Genomic DNA, 19,473 nt, shown 5'->3' on the forward strand with positions numbered 1-19,473 from the left:
AGTCGATTGGATTGTTCCCGCTCGGGGGTTCCGCGCCTCGTAACCTTTGCGCTAACGAATGGTGCCACGCGACCGGCGCGGGTTCCTTTGGTTACGGCCAAAGTACCCAAAGCCATCGTGCCCGCTCGGCATCCATGCCGAGCGACCCCTGCGCGCGACGCCCGCCTCGGCCACCCTCAAAGGGCACGGATCGCCCGGGCGCGCCGCTTCGCGACATCGCTGACGAGCTCCCCGTGGCAGAAGAGTCCCTCGGTGGTTATTCGTGGGAGTTGTATCTTCCCGCGTTCTTCAAGCCTTGATCCGCTCGTAAGCTTCCAGCGCCCGGGCGCGCGAGGCCTTGAGATCGACGATGGCTTCGGGGTAGTCGCGGCCGATTTGCACGCCGGCCTGGGCAAGCACTTCGGGCTTGGCTTCCCAGGGTGCGTGCAGGGCCGTGTCGGACAGCCTGCTCAGTTCCGGCACCCAGCGGCGCACGTAAGTGCCCTCGGTGTCGAACTTCTGTGCCTGCAGGACCGGATTGAAGATGCGGAAGTAGGGCGCGGCGTCGGCGCCGCTGCCGGCAGCCCACTGCCAGCCCAGGGTGTTGGAGGCGAGATCGGCATCGACCAGCGTGTCCCAGAACCAGCGCGCGCCTTCCTGCCAGGGGATCAGCAGATTCTTGGTCAGGAAGGAGCCGACGATCATGCGCACCCGGTTGTGCATCCAGCCGGTATGCCAGAGCTGGCGCATGCCGGCATCGACGATGGGCACACCGGTATTGCCCGCCTGCCAGGCCTTCAGGTCCTCGGCGTAGTCGGCCGGGACGCGCCATGGAAAATCCGCGAAGCGGGGGTTGAGCGGTGTGTCGGTGGTGTGGGGGAAATGATAGATCAGGTGATAGGCGAATTCGCGCCAGATCAGCTCGCGCTGGAAATGGTCGATGCCTTCGCTGGCGCCCTGCGCCTTGGCGGTCTCGGCGGCGGCCCAGCACTGGCGCGGTGACAGTTCGCCGAAATGCAGGTGTGGCGACAGTGCCGAGGTGCCGTCGATGCCGGGCAGTTCGCGCAGGCGTTTGTAGTCGCCGGCGGTTCCGGCCATGAAGCTGTCCAGACGCGCATGCGCGCCGTCCACGCCGGGTCGCCAGCACTCGTAGAAGCCGGCGTCCCAGCCGATGCGCGGCAGCAGTTCGAGCGCGGCAATGGCGCTTTCTCCCTGTCGCTGGTGTCCGGCTTCGCTCGGCCACGGAATCGTCGTGGGTGTCTCGGTCATGCGCGACGGTTGCCAGTGCGCATTGAAGCGTCGGGCGAAGGGCGAGAAAACGCGGTAGGGGTCGCCGTTGCCGGTGGCCAGCATCCAGGGCTCCATCATCAGCGCGCTGTTGTGGCTTTCGACGCGCGCACCGGCTTCGCGCAGCGCCGCCTTGAGCGTTTTATCGCGGGCGATGGCGGCTGGCTCGTAGCAGCGGTTCCAGTGCACGGCATCGGCGCTGGTGGCGTCGATGAGCGCGCGCAGCTCGGAATGTGTGTTGCCGGCGCGCACGATCAGCGCCGACCCCCGCTCGCGCAGGGTCGCGTCCAGCGCCAGCAGGCTGTGGTGCAGCCACCAGTTGGAGGCAGCACCGGGCTTCCAGTCGACTTCGGGATCGTGGATATAGACCGGAAGCACGGCATCGGCGCTGTCCAGCGCCGCCTGCAGGGCAGGGTTATCGGCAAGGCGGAGATCGCGCCGGAAGAGCAGCAGGGCGGTGGACATCGCGGGGGCCTCGGGGCGCGACGGTTTACAATTTGTGCATGCTAGTTCTCCTGAAGACGCGACGGTCGCGCCGTACCAACGCTCGTCGAAGGCGGCGCCGCGCATGATCGAAACGCCGGCCATCGATGTGCGCGGCGTGTCGAAGCGCTTCGGCAGCCTGACCGCGCTGGACAACGTCGACCTGCAGGTCCAGCGCGGCGAGTTCTTCGGGCTGCTCGGCCCCAACGGCGCCGGCAAGTCGACATTGATCGGCATCATCGCAGGGCTGGTGCACGCCACCGGCGGCAGCGTCTCGGTGCTGGGCCAGGACACGGTGCGCGATTTCCGCAGCGCGCGGCGCAGCCTGGGCGTGGTTCCGCAGGAGCTGGTCTTCGACCCCTTCTTCAAGGTCATCGACACGCTGCGTCTGCAGGCCGGCTACTATGGTTGCGGCCGCGAGGCCTGGCCCTGGATCGACGAGCTGCTGGAGCGGCTGGAGCTGACCGACAAGCGCCACGCCACCATGCGCGGGCTTTCCGGTGGCATGAAGCGGCGCGTGCTCATCGCGCAGGCGCTGGTGCATCGGCCGCCGGTGGTCGTTCTCGACGAGCCCACCGCCGGAGTCGATGTCGAGCTGCGCCGCACGCTCTGGACCTTCGCGCGCGAGCTGCACGCCGCCGGCCACACCATCGTGCTGACGACGCACTATCTGGAGGAAGCCGAGGACCTCTGCTCGCGCGTGGCCATCGTCGATCACGGCCGGGTCAAGGTCGTATCCACGACGCGCGAGCTGCTTTCGCGTCACCCCTTCCGCTTCCTGCGCGTCAGCCTGTCCGGCGCGCCGCTGCCCGAGCGTTTCCACAGCCAGGCCGAGGCCTGCGGCGACAACGAGTGGGAGCTGAAGCTGGACCGCACTACGCAGCCGCTGGGCCGCGTGCTGGAGGAGCTGCGCGAGGCCGGCTGCCGCATCGAGGACATCGCCACGCGCGAGCCGAGCCTCGAGGACGTCTTCGTCGAGTTGACCGAGGAGGCCGTCGATGTCGCCTGACCTCATGAGTCTGCGCGCCATCGTCGCCAAGGAAGTGCGCCGCTTCTGGAGCGTGCTCGGCCAGACCGTGACGGCGCCGGTGATCACGGCACTGCTGTTCCTGCTCGTTTTCTCGCATGTGCTGGAAGGACGCGACTCCGGCTATCCGGGCGTGGCCTACACGCAGTTCCTGGTGCCGGGGCTGATGATGATGCAGGTGCTGCAGAATGCCTTCGCCAACACCTCATCGTCGCTGGCGCAGAGCAAGATCATGGGCAACATCGTCTTCCTGCTGATGGCGCCGCTGTCGGCGCGCGATCTCTTCATCGGCTATATCAGTGCGGCGCTTCTGCGCTCGACGCTGGTGGCGCTGGCCATCTTCGTCGTTACCTGGCCCTTCGTGCAGCTGCCCGTGGCGCATCCCTTCGCGCTGCTCGCCATCATGCTGCTGGCGGCCGGCAGCATGGGCTCGCTGGGCATCATCGCCGGCGTGATCGCTACCAAGTTCGATCACATAGCGGCCTTCCAGAACTTCCTGATCATGCCGCTGACTTTCCTGTCCGGCGTTTTCTATTCGGTGCACGGCCTGCCGGATCTCTGGTTTCAGGTCAGTCTCTTCAATCCCTTCTTCTACATGATCGACGGCTTCCGCTACGGTTTCTTCGGTACCGCGGATGTTTCGATCTGGCGCAGCCTGGGCTGGAGTCTTGGCTTTTTCGCCGCTACCAGCAGTGCGGCCATGGTCTGGCTAGCAAGCGGCTATCGCCTGCGCAGCTAGCCACCGAGACGCCGGCGGCCGGCGATTCGCCGTGGTAATGCCCAGGCGAGCACTGACGCACCCGTCACGTTCGTGCGCTTAGACGATACCGCCGGTCCGGAACGCGTACGCGGCGCGCTTGAGGGTGGTTAGCGTCGAATCCTGGCCCGATGGGGGCTCGAATCTGGCGCCTCGGGTTGGACTGATCCAAGCCGGCAACGCCACGCAGGAGGTGCGCTATGAAACGTCTACTCATTGGCAGCGGTGCCCTGCTATTCGCCGGCTCGGTCGCATGGGCCGCGACCGAAACGGATACCTTTGAAGTGACTGCCACGGTGGTCAGTGCCTGCACGGTCACGGCCAGCGACCTGAATTTCGGCAACTACGATCCGCTGGCTGCGCTGCCTACGGATGCGACGACGACGGTGAGCGTCACCTGTTCGCTGTTGGCCCCGTATGACATCGGTCTGAATGCCGGGCTGCACGGCGGCGCTGTTACATCGCGCGAGATGCAGATCTCGGGCGATACCGACAGGCTCGACTACCTTCTCTCGCAGGATCTCGCCCATACGACCAATTGGGGCAACACGGTGGATACCGACACGGTCGCGGGCGTAGGCACCGGCCTTTCGGTGCCGACCACGATCTATGGTCGGATACCCGCAGCCCAGAACGTACCGGTGGGCAGCTACGCCGATACCATCACTGTCACCGTGACCTTCTGATGGCCAGCGGCGGCGGGCGGCTGAGGCTGTCGCTGCTGCTCGCGCTCGCCGTTGCCGGCCCAGCCGGCGCCGCCGGTGGGCTTGCCCTGCACCCGCTGCGCGTCGATCTCACGCCGGAGCAGCGTGGTGCGGCAGTCATGCTTCGCAACGAAGGCGAGATGCGCAAGACCATCGAAGTCGAAGTCATGGCCTGGGCGCAGCCGCATGGCGGTGAAGAATATGCGCCGACGCGTGCGCTGTTGGCCAGTCCGCCCCTCTTCTTCCTGGAGCCGGGCGCCAGTCAGACTGTGCGCATCGGGCGTCCGATGAGCGCCGGACCGGTCGGCGACGCCGAGCAGGCTTTCCGCGTGTTCTTTCGGGAAGTGCCGCCGGCTGCGCCGGCCGGTGGCGGCGCGCTGCGGGTGGCGGTGCGCCTGGGCATTCCCGTCTTCGTGGCGGCGCGCGACGCGCAGCCGGCCCTGCAGTGGCAGGTGGCGCGGGGCGCGGACGGGGCGGTGACTCTGACACTGATCAATCGGGGCACGCGCCACGCGCGCGCGGCCGAAGTGCGATTGCTGGCCGCCGACAGTGACGTGGTCGTGGCGCGGGCCGAGGGCTTTCGCTACGTGCTTGCCGGTGCGCGACAGTCGTGGCAACTGGAGCCGAACGCGCCATTGAAGCCAGGCGCCTATCGCGTCGTCGCCCAGTTCGAGGACGGCGTCCGTGAGCACGCCACTACTCTGGTTCGGCCCTAGGGAAACTCTGATCAATCGCCCCGATCTGGGATGATGCCGGGGCACGGAGACGATGGTGAGCCAGTCGATGAAGCAGCGGACGTTCGCGGATCTTGAGCAGGCGCACAAGAAGAAGGTGACGCGCCGCGAGAAGTTTCTGGCGGAGATGGATGCGGTTATTCCGTGGTCGCGCCTGGAGGCGTTGATTGCGCCGCACTACCCGAAGCCCAAGGCGGGCAAGCCGGGGCGCCGGCCGCTGTCGCTGGCCACCAAGCTGCGCATCTACTGCCTGCAGCAGTTCTACGGGCTGTCGGATCCAGGCGCCGAAGAGGCGCTTTACGACTCCGATGCCATGCGCCGCTTTGCCGGCATCACGCTGACGGATGAGGCGGTGCCTGACGAGAGCACGATCCTGCAGTTCCGGCGGCTGTTGGAGCGGCACGGGCTGGCCGAGCAGATCTTTGCCGAGGTCAATGCCCACCTGCGCGAGCGGGGCCTGATGCTGCGCGAAGGCACGCTGGTGGACGCCACGCTGATCCACGCGCCCAGCTCGACGAAGAACCAGAGCGGTACGCGGGATCCCGACATGAGTCAGACGCGCAAGGGCAACCAGTGGTACTTCGGCTGCAAGGCGCATATCGGCGCCGATGCCCACAGTGGCCTCGTGCACACCGTTATCGGCACAACGGCCAAAGTCGCCGACATCACCCAGACCGAAGCCCTGCTGCACGGCGAAGAACGCATCGTGCTGGGCGATGCCGGCTATCGACGCACGGGCCGCAGCCTGGATGCCCCGGCGCCCGATAGTGGACCGCGCATCGTCACGCCTTACGTGCGCAGTGCCGGCAAGGCGCTGCTGGAATGGCAGCGCGCCGCCAACCGACGTCTGGCGTCTCTGAGAGCCCGGGTCGAGCATCCGTTTCGGATTGTCAAATGCCAGTTCGGCTACACCAAGGTCCGCTATCGCGGCCTGACCAAGAACACCGCGCACCTGCACAGCCTGTTTGCCATGGCCAACCTCGTGGCGGCCCGAAGACAGCTGCTGGCGGCAGGATAGGTGCGTCCAATGACAACGAAATCGGGCTTCTGCAGAGGCTGAAGCCCCCGAAACAGCCTTCATTTCACCCGGTGTGCAGCCTGCAATGTCTTCGCGGTCACTCATCCGACTTTGATCAGACATTCCCTAGGCGTGTCGTCTTCACGATACTGGCGCTGGCGCTCACTCCGATCGATGCGCGCGACTGTGCCAGCGTGGTGGCCCCCGGGGATGACACCGTCACTGAATGGTTGCTGGTGGTCGATGCCGGCGAGGCGGATGCGCAGCTGCGGCATGTTCTGCGCAGCAGCGATGGGCGGCTCTGGCTGGATCGGGGCGCGCTCTCCCGGTGGCGGCTCAGCGATATCCCCTCGGCATCGCTGCCCTACGCCGGGCAGCATTGGCACGCGCTCGACGATATCGCGGGGCTGCGCTACCGGCACGACGCGTGCACGCAGAGCTTGCACGTCGATCTCACGGCAACCGGTCGGAGTGCGGTGAGCCACTCGCTCATGCGGCGCGGTGAAGCGGCCCCCTTGTCGGAGGTCGCGCCGGGTGGCTATTTCAATGCCGATCTGCTGTACAGCGGCGGCGACGGCGCGGATCGCGCCGCGAGCTTCTTCGAGCTGGGCGTCTTCGGCCGCGGCGGGCGCGGCCTGCAGACCGCGGTGGCCGATGATGACGGAGGTTTCATCCGGTTGGACAGCACCTGGCTGATCGAATCGCCCGAATCGCTGGCTACCTTGGCTCTCGGAGACAGCACCAGCAGTGCCGGAAGCTGGGGGCGCACCGTGCGCTATGTCGGCCTGCGCTGGGCTACCGATTTCAGCCTGCAGCCCTATTTCGTGCCCTTTCCGCAGCCTGTGCTCGCCGGTCAGGCGGCCTTGCCGTCGACCCTCGACGTCTTCATCAACGACAGTCTGCGCGCGCGGCAACCAGTGGATGGCGGTCCCTTCGAGTTGCAGGATGTGCCGGCGATCAGTGGCGGCGGTGAGGCAGTGATCGTGGTGCGCGACGCGCTCGGCCGGGAGACGCGCCTCACGCAGCCCTTCTACGTCAGTCCGCAATTGCTGCACCCAGGGCTCGCCGACTACGCGCTCGATGTCGGCTTTCTGCGTCGCGACTACGGGCTGGCATCGGCCGCCTACGGCGATGCCTTCGGAACACTGACCTATCGTTACGGCCTGCATCCGACACTCACCGCTGAGCTGCGCGGCGAGTGGCAGGCCGGCGGTGGGGCGCTGGGCGCGAGCGCGCTTTACCGCGTCGGTCATCTCGGGCTTGTCTCGGCGACGACGGCCTATGGCGGCAGCGACGGAACGGGTGGAGGCTTCGGCGCCTTCGGCCTGGAACGGGATATTGCCGGCCGATACGGGCTGAGCCTGCGTCGCGAGTGGGCGCAGGCAGAATTTCGCCGCGTCGGGGACGCGCCGGACCAATCGGCACCGCGCTATCGCGATTTCGCGCGCATCAACGCCGTGCTGCCGCCGCGCGCTTCACTGTCGCTGACCTATTCCAAGGAGGCCGCTCGCGGTGGTCGTGACCTGCAGTTGCTCAATCTCGGGGGCAGCCTGCAGATAGCCCAGGGTCTTCAGGTCGGTCTGCAGCTTGGCGAGGTGCGGGCGGAGGGCACGCGTGACCGGCGCGCCATTGCGACGCTGAGCTATGCCTTCGCCGGCGGTGTCAGTGCCGCCCTGCAGCATCAGCAGGTCGCGGCGCAGCCTTCGCGCACCCGTGCAAGCGTGCAGCGCACACCCGCTGGGGCGCTTGGCTGGGGCTATCGCGGCGAGATAGAGGGTGGCCCGGTGCAACGTGGCAGCGCGGCGCTGGATTACGGCGGTAATGTCGGAACGCTGTCCTTCGCCGCCAGTCAGCGCGACGGAGCGACCGGCCTGCGCGCCGGGGCGCGCACTGGCCTTGCCTGGCTCGGCGGGGACGTGTTCTGGACGCGGCCGGTGCGGGGGAGCTTCGCGGTGGTCGATCTCGGCGCCCTCGACGATATGGGGGTGTATCTCGACAATCGCCTGATCGCGCGATCCAATGCCGAAGGTGTGGCACTGCTGCCGGATCTGCGCCCTTACGAGCGCAATCGCATCGGCATCCGCGCCGAGAATCTCCCGATCGAGCAGCCTGTCGCCACGTTGGCGCAGACCGTGGTGCCGCGTGGCCGCAGCGGTGTGCGCGTCGATTTCACGCACGATCGTCGTGTGGGCATCGAAGTTGTGCTGCGCGACGAGAACGAAGAGCCGATTCCGGCGGGTAGCGCGCTGCGTGACCGCGCCAGCGGCACGCCGCATCCGGTCGGGCACGGCGGCCGAGCCTGGCTTCGACTCGAGCCCGGCGCGCACACGCTGCGCGCTGGCAGCGGAGCGACGACCTGCGAGGCGAGCTTGCAGGTCCCGGCGCAGCCGGACCTCGGGACGCCGATCGAACTCGTCTGCCGGGCCATCGCGCGATGAGTCTCCGATTGCCGATCCGTGTCCTGGGGCTGCTCCTGCTGTCGATGGCGGCATGGCCTGCTGCTGCTCAGACCTGCAGCGTGTCGGCGTCGCCGGTCGCCTTCGGTACCTACAATCCACAGGCGGGCGCGCCGAATGACAGCAGCGGGCAGGTCAGCGTCACCTGCCAAGCCTTCCTGTCCTTGCTGCTGTCCTATGAGATTCGCCTTTCGGCCGGCAACAGCGGCAATTTCGGCGCCCGGCAGATGAGCGCGGCCGGCGCGACGCTGCAGTACAACCTGTACAGCAATGTGTCCCGCAGCACGGTCTGGGGTAACGGTAGCGGTGGTTTCGGCAGCGTTTCCGGCAGCATCCTGCTTTCGGCGCTGAACCTCCCGGCCACGGTCAATCGCACGGTCTATGCGCGCGTGCCGGCCCTGCAGAGCGTAGCGCCAGGCAGCTACAGCGATTTCATTACCGTCACGGTGCTCTACTGAGCTTCGTGGTTGCTGCTTTCTTGGCCGGGTGCCGTCCGGGGCGATGCGTCGAGTGTGGCGACGAAGTCGTGCAGCGCTGAACGGTAGCGCTGGCGGCTCAGCGCGATGGCCTCGTTGTGGCCACCGCTGAGCGCAACCAGCTCGGTGTTGGCAGCCTCGGCCAGGCGCTGGCCGTGATGGAAGCCGATGATGTCGTCGTCGCGCGAATGTAGCACCAGCGTCGGGGCATCGATCTGCGGGACGCGTGAGAGGGTGTCGTAGTCGATGCGCGCCAGCCGCCGCGTCGGCAGCCAGGGGTAGATCTCGGCTGCGATGGCCGGTACCGAGGTGAAGGTGGAATCGAGAATCAGCCCGGCCGGCGCGACCTCGGTGGCCAGCCAGGCCGCCACCGCGCCGCCCAGCGACTGGCCGTGCAACAGGATGCGCTCGGGATGGATGCCGCGCTCGTCCACCAGATGGCGCCAGGCGGCCATGGCGTCGCGGTAGGTGCCTTCTTCGGAGGGCCTGCCGGTGGATTGGCCGTAGCCGCGATAATCGACGATGAGCGTCGCCAGCCCCAGTTCGTGGAAGAGCTGCAGCAGATCGATGCGATCCCCGATGTTGCCGGCGTTGCCGTGGAAATGCAGCAGCACCGGCGCCGCATCGTCCTCGGCCGGCACGAACCAGCCGCGCAGCCGCTCGCCATCGGTGGTCGTGATCGCGACATCCTCATAGGCCAGCCCGGCGTCCGCCGGTGTGGCGCGCAGGTCGCAGCCGGGCGTTCCCGGCAGGAAGATCAGGCGTTCCTGGAAGGCGTAGAGCAGGCTGCCGAGAATCACGAAGCCGATCGCTCCGGCGACGAGCAGCAGCCCCAGCATGCGCAGGCCGGCCACGCGCTCAGGTGCCGCAGAAGGTCTGCGTGACGCGCTCTTCCGGTTGCGGCGGCGTCGCGTAGGCCTCGGCGGCCTCGCGCTCTGTGAAGGGATCGGCCATGGTCTCGACCATGGCGTGGAAGGGAGCGAAGTCGTCCCGTTCGACGGCCGCGGTGATCACCGCCTCGACCTGATGGTTGCGCGGGATGTAGCGCGGATTAACCGCGCGCAGCCGCTGCGCGGTCTCGGCGGAGTCGGCGTCCTCGCGCGCCAGCCGGGTGCGCCATTGCGCCAGCCAGGGGGCCAGTGCCCCGGCTTCGGCGAAGACGCTGGTCAGTGCCGGGACCTCCATCGGTTCGCGCGCCTCCAGCGCGTCGGCCAGCGCGCGGAAGGCGAGCGTGAAGTCGGCTTCCTGCGCCTGCATGTGCCCCAGCAGTTGCTGAATGAGCTGGCGGTCGTCGTCCTCGTCGCGCTGCAGGCCGAGCTTGGTGCGCAGCACTGCCAGCCATTCCGACTCCATCCGGTTTGCCGCTTCCTGCAGGACTTCGGTGGCGCGCGCCACGGCCGCGTCCTTGTCCGCATCGATCAGCGGCAGCAGGCATTCGGCGAAGCGCGCCATGTTCCATTGGGCTATGCGCGGTTGCTGGGCGTAGGCGTAGCGGCCGGCCTGGTCGATCGAGCTGAAGACCGTGTCGGGGTGATAGCTGTCCATGAAGGCGCAGGGGCCGTAGTCGAGCGTCTCGCCGGCGATGGAGACGTTGTCGGTGTTCATGACGCCGTGGATGAAGCCCACGCTCATCCACTGCGCGACCAGCGCCATCTGGCGCGCGCTCACGGCTTCCAGCAGCGCGAGGTAGGGCGTGGCGTGCCCCTGCAGCTCCGGATAGTGGCGCGCGATGACGTAGTCGGCCAGCTGGCGCGTGCTGTCGACATCGCCGCGCGCGGCGAAGAACTGGAAAGTGCCAACGCGCACATGGCTGGCCGCCACGCGCGTGATGACGCCGCCCGGCAGGAAGGCCTCGCGCATGACCTGCTCACCGGTGGTAACCGCGGCCAGCGCGCGCGTCGTGGGCACGCCGAGGGCGTGCATGGCCTCCGAGACGATGTACTCGCGCAGTACGGGGCCGAGGGCGGCGAGGCCGTCGCCGCCGCGCGAGAAGTAGGTGCGGCCGGCGCCCTTCAACTGGATGTCGCGGCGCCGGCCGGCCGTGTCGACGACCTCGCCCAGCAGCTGGGCGCGGCCGTCACCCAGCTGTGGCACGAAGTGCCCGAACTGGTGCCCCGCGTAGGCCATGGCCAGCGGCTCGGCGCCGGGCAGGGGGGCATTGCCGGCAAATATCGCGCCCCATTCGGCATCCGTGCGGCTGGCCGGATCGAAGCCCAGCTCGGCAGCGAGCGGCCGGTTCAGGCGCAGCAATTGCGGCGCCTTCGCCGCGCGCGGCGGCTGCCGCGCGTAGAAGCTTTCCGGCAGCCGCGCGTAGCTGTTGTCGAAGCTCGGAAGGCCTTCGACCGCCGGGCTCTGCTCGCCGGCGGGCAGGTTCATCCGTCCAGCAGCGTGCGCAGCTCGCCCGAGCCGTACATCTCGCGCACGATGTCGCAGCCGCCGACGAACTCGCCGCGGACATAGAGCTGCGGGATTGTCTGCCACTTCGCGTAGGCCTTGACGCCCTCCCGGACGGCGTCGTCCTCGAGCACATTGACGGCGGTGAAGGGCTGCTCCAGCAGCGACAGCGCCTTGACGACGGTGGCCGAGAAGCCGCACTGAGGTGCTTCCGGCGTGCCCTTCATGAAGAGCACGACGTCGTTGCTGCGGACCAGCTCGTCGATGCGGTCGTGGATGGAGGTGTCGGTGCTTGCTTCGGTCATGATGAACTCCGTTTGCGGGTGCGCCGTGGCGCACCGGTAGGGGTGGGACAGCGCCCATGGCCCTCAGTATCCCATTCGTGCCCGCGGTCCTGCCTTTTCCGTGCCCGGTTGATCAAGTGATACCGAGCTCGGCGCACAGTGCCGCCAGCTCGCGGGCGTGGAAATCGGCCGCTGCGTCGCCCTCTTCGGGGCCGTCGTAGCGGCCGAGGCTGCGCGCATGGGCGAAGAAGCCGGGGCGGGGCAGCGCCGGGCCGTGGCCGCTGACGATCACCGCCGCGCGCAGCGCACGGCCGGCGGCTGCATCTTCGGTCATGCTCTCCTCCAGCGCCTGCGTCAGCTTCTGCATGCTGCGCGGCGGCGGGATATTGAGCGCCGTCAGTGCCTCGCGATAGCTCGCTGTGCCCGGAGGCTGGCGCGCGACCGCCTCCAGATACTGGCGTAGCGCGGTCTGGAAATCGGCGGCAGAGCCTGTCTGTGTGGGAGGGTTCATGCGCGCAGGGTAGGGGGAGCGTTGCCGGTTGCCCAGCTGCGAGCCTGCCACCTTCGATTCGCGCACCCGCCTGCTAGTACAATTCGCGCCTCTCCAGCAGCAAGCAGCCGACCCATGCAGGCGCAAGACATCCAGCAGCTCATCGAGCAGGGCCTTCCCGGCGCGCAGGTCACCGTGCGCGGCGACGACGGTCAGCACTTCGAAGCCGAGATCGTCTACGAGGGCTTTGCCGGCCATTCCGTGCTGGCGCAGCACCGCATGGTCTACGAGACCCTGGGCGAGCGGATGGGCGGCGAGATTCACGCGCTGGCGCTGCGCACGCGCGCAGCCTGACGCCGTGGACAAGCTGCTGATCGAGGGTGGCGCGCGGCTGAACGGCACCATTTGCGCATCGGGCGCGAAGAATGCCGCGCTGCCCATCCTGTGCAGCGCGCTGCTGTCCGCGGAGCCCCTGCGGTTGACGAATCTTCCGCAGCTGCAGGATGTGCGCACCACGCAGCGCCTGCTGCGCGAGCTGGGCGCCGAAGTGGAAGCTGACGCCGAGACGGGCACGGCCACGATCACCGCGGCCACCTTGACAACGCACACGGCGCCCTACGAGCTGGTCAAGACCATGCGTGCCTCCATCCTCGTGCTCGGGCCACTGTTGGCGCGCTCCGGCGAGGCGCGCGTGTCGCTGCCCGGTGGCTGCGCCATCGGGGCGCGGCCGGTGGATATCCACCTGGAAGGCCTGCGTGCGATGGGGGCCGAGGTGATCGTCGAGGGCGGCTTCATCCACGCCCGCGCGTCGCGCTTGAAGGGCACGCGTTTCTTCATGGATACGGTGACCGTCACCGGCACCGAGAATCTGATGATGGCCGCGACGCTGGCCGAGGGCACCACGGTGCTGGAAAACGCCGCGCGCGAGCCGGAGATCGCCGACCTGGCCGCCTGCCTCAACGCCATGGGCGCGCGCATTTCCGGCGCCGGCACCGCCACCATCACCGTCGAGGGCGTCGACGCCCTGCACGGCGCCGATCACCGCGTGCTGCCCGACCGCATCGAGATCGGCACCTTCCTCGTTGCCGGCGCCATGACGCGCGGACAGGTCACCGTGCGCGGTGCCGGCTCCGGGCTGCTCGACGCGGTGCTGCGCAAGCTGGAGCAGGCCGGCGCGACCGTCATGGTCGACGACGATGCGATCAGCCTGGACATGGCCGGTCGGCGGCCGCAGGCGGTGGATGTGCATACCGCGCCGTTCCCGGGTTTCCCCACCGACATGCAGGCGCAGTTCATGGCCATGAACTGCATCGCCGAAGGTGTCGGCACCGTTGTCGAGACGGTCTTCGAGAATCGCTTCATGCACGCGCTTGAGCTGCAGCGACTGGGCGCGGACATCCGCGTCGAGGGCAATACCGCCATCGTGCGCGGGCGCGAGCAGCTGCAGGGCGCGCCGGTGATGGCGACCGACCTGCGTGCTTCGGCCGGGTTGGTGCTGGCCGGCCTGGTCGCCGACCGGCATACCCTGGTCGACCGCATCTACCATCTCGACCGCGGCTACGAGCGCCTGGAAGAGAAGTTCCGCGATCTGGGCGCGCATGTGCAGCGCGTCACCCGTGCCCCACAGGAGGCGGCATGAGCCAAGCCAACGCCATCACGCTGGCCCTCTCCAAGGGCCGCATCTTCGAGGAAAGCGAATCCCTGCTCGGCCCGCTCGGTCTGCTGCCGCGCGCCGACCTGGACGAGCGCCTGCTGCGCCTGCCGGCGCAGACACCCGGGGTCGAGCTGCTGGTCATCCGGCCCACCGACGTGCCGCCCTATGTCGAACACGGTGCCGCCGATATCGGCATCGTCGGCAAGGATGTGCTGATGGAGCACGGCGGCAGCGGCCTATTCGAGCCGCTGGACCTGCAGATCGCGCTCTGCCGCATGGTGGTGGCCGGCCTTCCCGGCGCCGGTCTCGACGGGCTGCGCCGCCGGCCGCGCATCGCCACCAAGTATCCCGCCATCGCGCGCCAGCACTTCGGTCGCATGGGGCGGCAAGTGGAGATCATCAAGCTCTACGGCTCCATGGAGCTGGCGCCGCTGGTGGGGCTGGCCGACGCCATCGTCGACCTTGTCGCCACCGGCAGCACGCTGAAGGCCAACGGCCTGATCGAGTACGAGACCATCGCGCCGATCAGCTCGCGGCTGGTCGTCAACAAGGCGGCGATGAAGACCAAGCACGCCGCGGTCAGCCACTGGGTCGACCGTTTCCGGGAGGTCGTGGCCGCTGCCACGGAGGCGGCATGAGCGGTGATCTGATGCGTCGCCTCGACGCCGGCGCGGCCGGCTTCGACGGCGCACTGTCCGCGCTGCTCGACCGCCTGCCCGAGCGCGACGAGGAGGTGCGCGCCATCGTCGCCGGCATCATCAGCGAAGTCCGCCGCGACGGCGACGCTGCCGTGGTCGCGCAGACGCGTCGTCTCGACCGCATGGAATGCGCCGACGGCCGCGTGCCCGAAATTCCGCAGGCCGAGCTGCGCGCGGCGCTGGACCGGCTGGATCCGAAGCTTCGCGATGCTCTGATCACGGCCCGCGATCGCATTTACGACCATGCCGAAGCGCAGGCGCTGCACGGCTTCGAGCAGGAGGACGATCACGGCAATCGTCTCGGCATGCGCGTCACCCCCATCGACCGCGCCGGCATCTACGTGCCGGGCGGGCGCGCGGCCTATCCCAGCTCGGTGCTGATGAATGCTGTGCCGGCGCGCGCCGCCGGCGTTGCAGAGATCGTCATGTGCGTGCCGACACCGGACGGCTTGCGTAACGACACCGTGCTGGCGGCTGCGGCGCTGGCCGGTGTCGACCGCGTCTTCGCCATCGGCGGCGCCCAGGCCGTGGCGGCGATGGCCTACGGCACCGAGACCGTGCCGGCGGTGGACAAGATCGTCGGCCCGGGCAATGCCTATGTCGCCGAGGCCAAGCGCCAGGTCTTCGGCCGTGTCGGCATCGACTCGGTGGCCGGGCCCAGCGAGGTCTGCATCATTGCGGACGGCAGCGCGCCGGTGGAATGGATGATCCAGGACATCTTCGCCCAGGCCGAGCACGACGAAGAGGCGCAGTCCATCCTGATCTGCCCGGATGCGGCCTATCTGGACGCCATCACCGCGGCGCTGCCGGCGGCGCTCGAAGCCACCGGCCGGCCCGACATCGTGCGCACAGCGCTGGCCGATCGCGGCGCGCTGATCCAGGTGGCCGATCTCAATCGGGCCGTGGCCGTGGCCAATGTCATCGCGCCGGAGCATCTGGAACTGGCCGTGCGCGAGCCCGAGGCGCTGATGGCGGATATTCGCCACGCTGGCGCCATCTTCGTCGGCGCGCATACGCCCGAGGCACTGGGCGACTATTGCGCCGGGCCGAATCACGTGCTGCCGACTTCGCGCGCGGCGCGCTACGCCAGCCCGCTGGGCACCTATGAGTTCCAGAAGCGTTCCAGCATTGTTGCCTGCAGTCCGCGCGGAGCCGCCAAGCTGGCGCCGGTGGCCGCGGCTATCGCCGACGCCGAGGGGCTGGCTGCGCATGCGACTAGTGCGCGGTTGCGGATGGGGAAGTGACGCTGGTTCGCGGGAAGGGTGTGGGTTCGGCACCAAGTTTCTTTTAGACCTTCGTGCTCGCTGGTTCTTGGCATGACGGAATCCTGTTGGGAACCGATCTGCTCGCGGATTCCGCGCCGCATAGCAATAGCGCTGCCGTAGGTTGCCACGCGACCGGCGCGGGTCACTTTTTGTCTTGGCAAAAAGTAACCAAAAACCGTGTGCCCGCCGGGTGGCCTGCCGCGGCTTCGCGGCGACAGGTTCCCGGCTCGAATGCCGTGCTCGGGGGCGAGCAGCGACCGAAGTGCCAGTGGCACTTCGCAGCGCTGGGAGCGCCCGGACATGGATGTCCGGGCCGGGGCAGCATTCGAGCGAAAAGGTAGCGCCAGGGATGGCAGGCGATCACAGCCCATGCCTCGCGCAAAGATCGCCGCGGTCACTAGGCTCGGTCGTCCGGACCTCGCCAAGTGACCCTGGCTGGGCCTTCCATGGCCCAGCCGTGATGCGCGCTGCGACTTGCCACTGGCAAGTCGGTCGCGCATCACCCCTCAAAGGGCACGTTCTGGACGGCTCGCCGCTTTGCGGCATCGCGGCATGCGAGTCGCGCCCCTTTGCAGCGACGTCGCGAAGCGACGAGCCGTTCCGGATTCCCCCTACACCAGCGCCGAAGCGACGGGCGCGCGCAGGGGATGGTGCGCCATGGACGGCGCGCCAAGGCTCGTCACGACAGGGATGTCGTGTCGAGCCGATGCCGAGCACGCCCGTCGCTTCGGGGACCGGCCCGTCAGGGCCGGCGCTGGTGTCTGGGCGCGGTCTTTTGCTTGCTTTTCTATCGCGTAATAGAAAAGTAAGCCGCGCCGGTAGCGCGGGTACAACCGATAGCGCCGAGGTTTCAGAGCGCGGAATCCGCGAGCGTCAACGGTGCCAACGAGGGCTCTCATCAGCGGCAAGATTTGCAAGATCGGTGCATCAAAGGTCGCTCAGATGCCTAAGCCGGATCCCGCACTGCGTCCACCAGCGCCGCAATCCGCCGATACCCCTCCACCAACCGCGGCCCCGGCCGCCCCAGATGCGCCTCGGTGATGGGATGCACCCGTCGCTCGCGCACGGCCGGCACCTCCCCCCAACCCTCGCGCTCGAGCACGTGGCGGGCGCGGTAGTTGGCCTCGGCGACGCCGCACCAGCTCATGACGACGATCTCTGGTGCCATGGTCCGGGCTTCTTCCGGCTCCACGGTGCAGCTCTTGTCGGTGCGCTCGGCCCAGGGATTGCGGCCGCCGGCACGGGCAACGAGATCCGTGATCCAGCTGGCGCCGGCGGCGACGATCACCGGCTTCGGCCACCATTCCACGGCGATGCGCGGTCCGGCAGGGTCGGCGCGCTCGGGCATGGCGGTCTGCATGTCCGCCACTAGCTGCTCGCCGCGTTCCGGCACTTCCAGCAGTTCAGCGATGGCGCGGATATCGGCGAAGACGTCGTCCAGGCTGACCGGGTCGGCGACGTAGACGGGCAGGCCGGCGGCGCGCAGGCTCTCGACGACCTTTTCGTGGCCGGGTACGGTCAGCGAGCTGAGCACGACGTCAGGCTCCAGATTGCGCACAGCCTGCGTGTCGAAATCGAGATCGCGGCCTAGCTTGGCCAGTGGGGCGACGGTCTCGGGCGGATGGTCGGAGTCGGCGTCGACACCGACCAGCGCGTGGCCCATGTCCAGTGCGCAGACGATCTCGGTGTTGGAGGCGGTGTGGGAAACGATACGCATGGTTGCATGCTGCCAGCCCCCGCGGGGTGCGGCCAGCCGTCGCCGCACGGCCTTGATGATGCAACCCGGCTATAATTCGCCGCTGTCGTGCCCGAAGTATGCCGACCCCCCGCGGAGCGCCCCGGGGTTCGCATCAGCGGCGCGATCGAAAGGGCGTGCAGTGGCCGTGTCCGCGGTCCCGCGCCGTCAGCGATGACAACAGGATCGAGGCGAATGAGTAACGAAGGTGTGAACACCAATAGGCGTCGCTTCCTGACGCTTGCCACTTCGGTGGTCGGCGCGGGCGGTGCGGCGGCGGCAGCAGTCCCCTTCCTGGCATCAATGGCGCCCAGCGAGCGCGCCAAGGCGCTAGGGGCTCCGGTATCCCTCAACATCGAGAATCTCGAGCCCGGGCAGATGGTCACCACGGCCTGGCGCGGCAAACCGGTGTGGGTGGTCAACCGCACTCCGGAGATGCTCGACACGCTCGACAAGGTCACAGACCGTCTGCGCGATCCGGAGTCGGAGCAGCCGCAGCAGCCGCCCTATGCGCAGAATCAACAGCGCTCGATCAAACCCGGGATTCTTGTCATGGTGGGTATTTGCACGCACCTAGGCTGCTCTCCCAAGTTTCGGCCCGAGAAGGCACCGGCGGATCTGGGTGAGAATTGGCTGGGCGGTTTCTTCTGCCCCTGCCACGGCTCGAAATTCGATCTGGCCGGTCGCGTTTACGGAGGCGTGCCGGCGGTATTGAATATGGTGATACCGCCGCATCACTACGTCTCCGAAACAGAGATCCTGATCGGCGAGGACAAGGAAACCGCGTAATGGCCATCACCCCGAACCCGCATAACACCACCGGCTTCCTCGGCTGGATCGACGACCGCTTCCCGCTGACCAAGATGTGGAAGGACCACGTCGGTGAGTATTACGCGCCGAAGAACTTCAACTTCTGGTACTACTTCGGCTCGCTGGCGATGTTGGTGCTGGTCAATCAGCTGTTGACCGGCATTTTCCTGACCATGCACTACAAGCCGAGTGCGGCGGAAGCCTTCGCCAGCGTCGAGTACATCATGCGCGATGTGCCTTGGGGCAACATCATCCGCTACCTGCATTCGACCGGCGCGTCGGCCTTCTTCATCGTCGTCTATCTACACATGTTTCGCGCGCTGCTCTACGGCTCCCACCGCAAGCCGCGCGAGCTGTTGTGGATCTTCGGCTGCTTGATCTACCTGGCGTTGATGGCCGAGGCCTTCGCCGGCTATGTGCTGCCTTGGGGGCAGATGAGCTTTTGGGGCGCGCAGGTGATCATCTCCCTGTTCGGTGCCATCCCGGTGATCGGGCCCGATCTCGTGGTCTGGATTCAGGGCGACTACATCCCCTCGGATGCCACGCTCAACCGCATGTTCTCGCTGCACGTCGTCGCGCTGCCCTTCGTGCTGGTGGGCCTGGTGGTCGCGCACATCATGGCGCTGCACGAAGTGGGCTCGAACAATCCCGACGGCATCGAGATCAAGAAAAACAAGGACGCCTCCGGCAAGCCCGTGGACGGCATCCCCTTCCACCCCTATTACACGGTCAAGGACATTGCCGGTACGGCCTTCTTCCTGATCATCTTCTTGGGCGTGGTGTTCTTCGCGCCGGAGGGCGGCGGCAACTTCCTCGAGGCACCCAACTTCGAGCCGGCGGATCCGCTGCAGACGCCCGCGCACATCGTGCCCGTGTGGTACTTCGGCGCCTTCTACGCCATGCTGCGAGCGGTGCCCGACAAGCTGGCCGGGGTCACCGTCATGTTCTCGGCGGTGTTGATCATGTTTGTGCTGCCGTGGCTGGATCGCTCGCCGGTGAAATCGATCCGCTACAAGGGGTTGCTGTCGAAGGTGATTCTCATGCTCTTCGCCGTGAGCTTCCTCGTGCTGACCTACCTCGGCACGCGAGCTTCCACCGACCTGGGCACCATCATCGCGCGTATCTGCACGGTGTACTACTTCGCCTTCTTCCTGCTCATGCCCTGGTATTCGAAGCTGGATCGCACCAAGCCGGTCCCGGACCGCGTCACCGAATGAGCCGA

The 19,473-nt window shown here is 67.6% G+C and carries 19 protein-coding genes; 13 read left to right on the forward strand and 6 right to left on the reverse strand.

The annotated features are described in order from the left end of the window. Positions 1-288 precede the first annotated feature (288 nt). Positions 289-1,731: a cryptochrome/photolyase family protein gene (locus U743_RS02490; protein ID WP_043765268.1), complete on the reverse strand. Its 1,443-nt coding sequence runs from the start codon at positions 1,729-1,731 to the stop codon at positions 289-291. 103 nt (positions 1,732-1,834) lie between these two features. Here U743_RS02490 and U743_RS02495 point away from each other — a divergent pair, with 103 nt between their 5' ends. From U743_RS02495 to U743_RS02525, 7 genes are all read left to right on the forward strand, one after another. Next, positions 1,835-2,758 carry an ABC transporter ATP-binding protein gene (locus U743_RS02495; protein ID WP_043765269.1) on the forward strand — a complete coding sequence of 308 codons (924 nt, stop codon included), beginning with the start codon at positions 1,835-1,837 and terminating at the stop codon, positions 2,756-2,758. Continuing rightward, positions 2,748-3,515 (forward strand): ABC transporter permease, encoded by a 768-nt coding sequence (locus U743_RS02500; protein ID WP_043765271.1) that lies wholly within the window; start codon positions 2,748-2,750, stop codon positions 3,513-3,515. Before U743_RS02495 ends, U743_RS02500 begins: the two co-directional genes overlap by 11 nt. Positions 3,516-3,733: 218 nt before the next feature. After that, positions 3,734-4,219 (forward strand): Csu type fimbrial protein, encoded by a 486-nt coding sequence (locus tag U743_RS02505; RefSeq protein ID WP_043765273.1) that lies wholly within the window; start codon positions 3,734-3,736, stop codon positions 4,217-4,219. Next, the gene (locus tag U743_RS02510; protein WP_043765275.1) at positions 4,219-4,953 is read left to right on the forward strand and encodes a fimbrial biogenesis chaperone; all 735 of its coding nucleotides are present in this window, start codon (positions 4,219-4,221) and stop codon (positions 4,951-4,953) included. Before U743_RS02505 ends, U743_RS02510 begins: the two co-directional genes overlap by 1 nt. A 67-nt stretch (positions 4,954-5,020) precedes the next feature. Then, positions 5,021-5,989, forward strand: a complete 969-nt coding sequence (locus U743_RS02515; protein WP_043770774.1) for an IS5 family transposase — start codon at positions 5,021-5,023, stop codon at positions 5,987-5,989. A 197-nt stretch (positions 5,990-6,186) separates the two neighbouring features. Beyond that, a complete protein-coding gene (locus U743_RS02520) occupies positions 6,187-8,427 on the forward strand; it encodes a fimbria/pilus outer membrane usher protein (protein ID WP_156966305.1) in 2,241 nt (746 codons plus the stop codon). Positions 8,428-8,435: 8 nt separating this feature from the next. Next, positions 8,436-8,903, forward strand: coding sequence for a Csu type fimbrial protein (locus U743_RS02525; protein WP_052367447.1), 468 nt, complete (start codon positions 8,436-8,438; stop codon positions 8,901-8,903). On the opposite strand, the gene U743_RS02530 is transcribed toward U743_RS02525, so the two are convergent. From U743_RS02530 to U743_RS02545, 4 genes are all read right to left on the reverse strand, one after another. Then, positions 8,897-9,760: an alpha/beta hydrolase gene (locus U743_RS02530; RefSeq protein WP_043770806.1), complete on the reverse strand. Its 864-nt coding sequence runs from the start codon at positions 9,758-9,760 to the stop codon at positions 8,897-8,899. The two genes, U743_RS02525 and U743_RS02530, sit on opposite strands and share 7 nt — an antisense overlap. Before the next feature lie 19 nt (positions 9,761-9,779). Beyond that, the gene (locus U743_RS02535) at positions 9,780-11,297 is read right to left on the reverse strand and encodes a protein adenylyltransferase SelO (RefSeq protein WP_043765281.1); all 1,518 of its coding nucleotides are present in this window, start codon (positions 11,295-11,297) and stop codon (positions 9,780-9,782) included. Next, positions 11,294-11,620, reverse strand: a complete 327-nt coding sequence (gene grxD / locus U743_RS02540) for a Grx4 family monothiol glutaredoxin (RefSeq protein WP_043765283.1) — start codon at positions 11,618-11,620, stop codon at positions 11,294-11,296. The genes U743_RS02535 and grxD overlap by 4 nt, the downstream gene beginning before the upstream one ends. Before the next feature lie 112 nt (positions 11,621-11,732). Beyond that, entirely contained in the window at positions 11,733-12,110 is a 378-nt protein-coding gene (locus U743_RS02545; protein ID WP_052368374.1) for a hypothetical protein, read from the reverse strand. Between the two features lie 114 nt (positions 12,111-12,224). Here U743_RS02545 and U743_RS02550 point away from each other — a divergent pair, with 114 nt between their 5' ends. Genes U743_RS02550 through hisD form a run of 4 tightly spaced genes read left to right on the forward strand, consistent with a single transcriptional unit; the run spans position 12,225 to position 15,685 of the window. After that, positions 12,225-12,443: a BolA family protein gene (locus tag U743_RS02550; protein ID WP_043765285.1), complete on the forward strand. Its 219-nt coding sequence runs from the start codon at positions 12,225-12,227 to the stop codon at positions 12,441-12,443. A gap of 4 nt (positions 12,444-12,447) precedes the next feature. Further along, positions 12,448-13,728 carry a UDP-N-acetylglucosamine 1-carboxyvinyltransferase gene (gene murA / locus U743_RS02555; RefSeq protein WP_043765287.1) on the forward strand — a complete coding sequence of 427 codons (1,281 nt, stop codon included), beginning with the start codon at positions 12,448-12,450 and terminating at the stop codon, positions 13,726-13,728. Beyond that, complete coding sequence (hisG, locus tag U743_RS02560; RefSeq protein ID WP_043765289.1) at positions 13,725-14,381, forward strand: ATP phosphoribosyltransferase; 657 nt, start codon at positions 13,725-13,727, stop codon at positions 14,379-14,381. Before murA ends, hisG begins: the two co-directional genes overlap by 4 nt. Next, entirely contained in the window at positions 14,378-15,685 is a 1,308-nt protein-coding gene (gene hisD / locus U743_RS02565; RefSeq protein WP_043765291.1) for a histidinol dehydrogenase, read from the forward strand. Before hisG ends, hisD begins: the two co-directional genes overlap by 4 nt. Before the next feature lie 967 nt (positions 15,686-16,652). Here hisD and U743_RS02570 read toward each other — a convergent pair. Then, on the reverse strand, positions 16,653-17,423 hold the full coding sequence (locus U743_RS02570) for an ABC transporter substrate-binding protein (protein ID WP_043765293.1): 771 nt from the start codon (positions 17,421-17,423) through the stop codon (positions 16,653-16,655). A gap of 213 nt (positions 17,424-17,636) precedes the next feature. Here U743_RS02570 and petA point away from each other — a divergent pair, with 213 nt between their 5' ends. Both petA and U743_RS02580 read left to right on the forward strand, forming a co-directional pair. Then, positions 17,637-18,230: a ubiquinol-cytochrome c reductase iron-sulfur subunit gene (gene petA / locus U743_RS02575; RefSeq protein WP_043765295.1), complete on the forward strand. Its 594-nt coding sequence runs from the start codon at positions 17,637-17,639 to the stop codon at positions 18,228-18,230. Then, the gene (locus tag U743_RS02580; protein WP_043765297.1) at positions 18,230-19,468 is read left to right on the forward strand and encodes a cytochrome b; all 1,239 of its coding nucleotides are present in this window, start codon (positions 18,230-18,232) and stop codon (positions 19,466-19,468) included. Before petA ends, U743_RS02580 begins: the two co-directional genes overlap by 1 nt. Positions 19,469-19,473: the final 5 nt, after the last annotated feature.

The organism is Algiphilus aromaticivorans DG1253 (genome assembly GCF_000733765.1).
Classification (GTDB): Bacteria; Pseudomonadota; Gammaproteobacteria; order Nevskiales; family Nevskiaceae; genus Algiphilus; species Algiphilus aromaticivorans.

What these genes read in the sequence shown, in the direction of transcription:
- U743_RS02490 (WP_043765268.1), bottom strand. Translation starts at nt 1,731, where the DNA reads ATGTCCACCGCCCTGCTGCTCTTCCGGCGCGATCTCCGCCTTGCCGAT.
- U743_RS02495 (WP_043765269.1), top strand. Translation starts at nt 1,835, where the DNA reads ATGATCGAAACGCCGGCCATCGATGTGCGCGGCGTGTCGAAGCGCTTC.
- U743_RS02500 (WP_043765271.1), top strand. Translation starts at nt 2,748, where the DNA reads ATGTCGCCTGACCTCATGAGTCTGCGCGCCATCGTCGCCAAGGAAGTG.
- U743_RS02505 (WP_043765273.1), top strand. Translation starts at nt 3,734, where the DNA reads ATGAAACGTCTACTCATTGGCAGCGGTGCCCTGCTATTCGCCGGCTCG.
- U743_RS02510 (WP_043765275.1), top strand. Translation starts at nt 4,219, where the DNA reads ATGGCCAGCGGCGGCGGGCGGCTGAGGCTGTCGCTGCTGCTCGCGCTC.
- U743_RS02515 (WP_043770774.1), top strand. Translation starts at nt 5,021, where the DNA reads ATGAAGCAGCGGACGTTCGCGGATCTTGAGCAGGCGCACAAGAAGAAG.
- U743_RS02530 (WP_043770806.1), bottom strand. Translation starts at nt 9,760, where the DNA reads ATGCTGGGGCTGCTGCTCGTCGCCGGAGCGATCGGCTTCGTGATTCTC.
- U743_RS02535 (WP_043765281.1), bottom strand. Translation starts at nt 11,297, where the DNA reads ATGAACCTGCCCGCCGGCGAGCAGAGCCCGGCGGTCGAAGGCCTTCCG.
- grxD (WP_043765283.1), bottom strand. Translation starts at nt 11,620, where the DNA reads ATGACCGAAGCAAGCACCGACACCTCCATCCACGACCGCATCGACGAG.
- U743_RS02545 (WP_052368374.1), bottom strand. Translation starts at nt 12,110, where the DNA reads ATGAACCCTCCCACACAGACAGGCTCTGCCGCCGATTTCCAGACCGCG.
- U743_RS02550 (WP_043765285.1), top strand. Translation starts at nt 12,225, where the DNA reads ATGCAGGCGCAAGACATCCAGCAGCTCATCGAGCAGGGCCTTCCCGGC.
- hisG (WP_043765289.1), top strand. Translation starts at nt 13,725, where the DNA reads ATGAGCCAAGCCAACGCCATCACGCTGGCCCTCTCCAAGGGCCGCATC.
- hisD (WP_043765291.1), top strand. Translation starts at nt 14,378, where the DNA reads ATGAGCGGTGATCTGATGCGTCGCCTCGACGCCGGCGCGGCCGGCTTC.
- U743_RS02570 (WP_043765293.1), bottom strand. Translation starts at nt 17,423, where the DNA reads ATGCGTATCGTTTCCCACACCGCCTCCAACACCGAGATCGTCTGCGCA.
- petA (WP_043765295.1), top strand. Translation starts at nt 17,637, where the DNA reads ATGAGTAACGAAGGTGTGAACACCAATAGGCGTCGCTTCCTGACGCTT.
- U743_RS02580 (WP_043765297.1), top strand. Translation starts at nt 18,230, where the DNA reads ATGGCCATCACCCCGAACCCGCATAACACCACCGGCTTCCTCGGCTGG.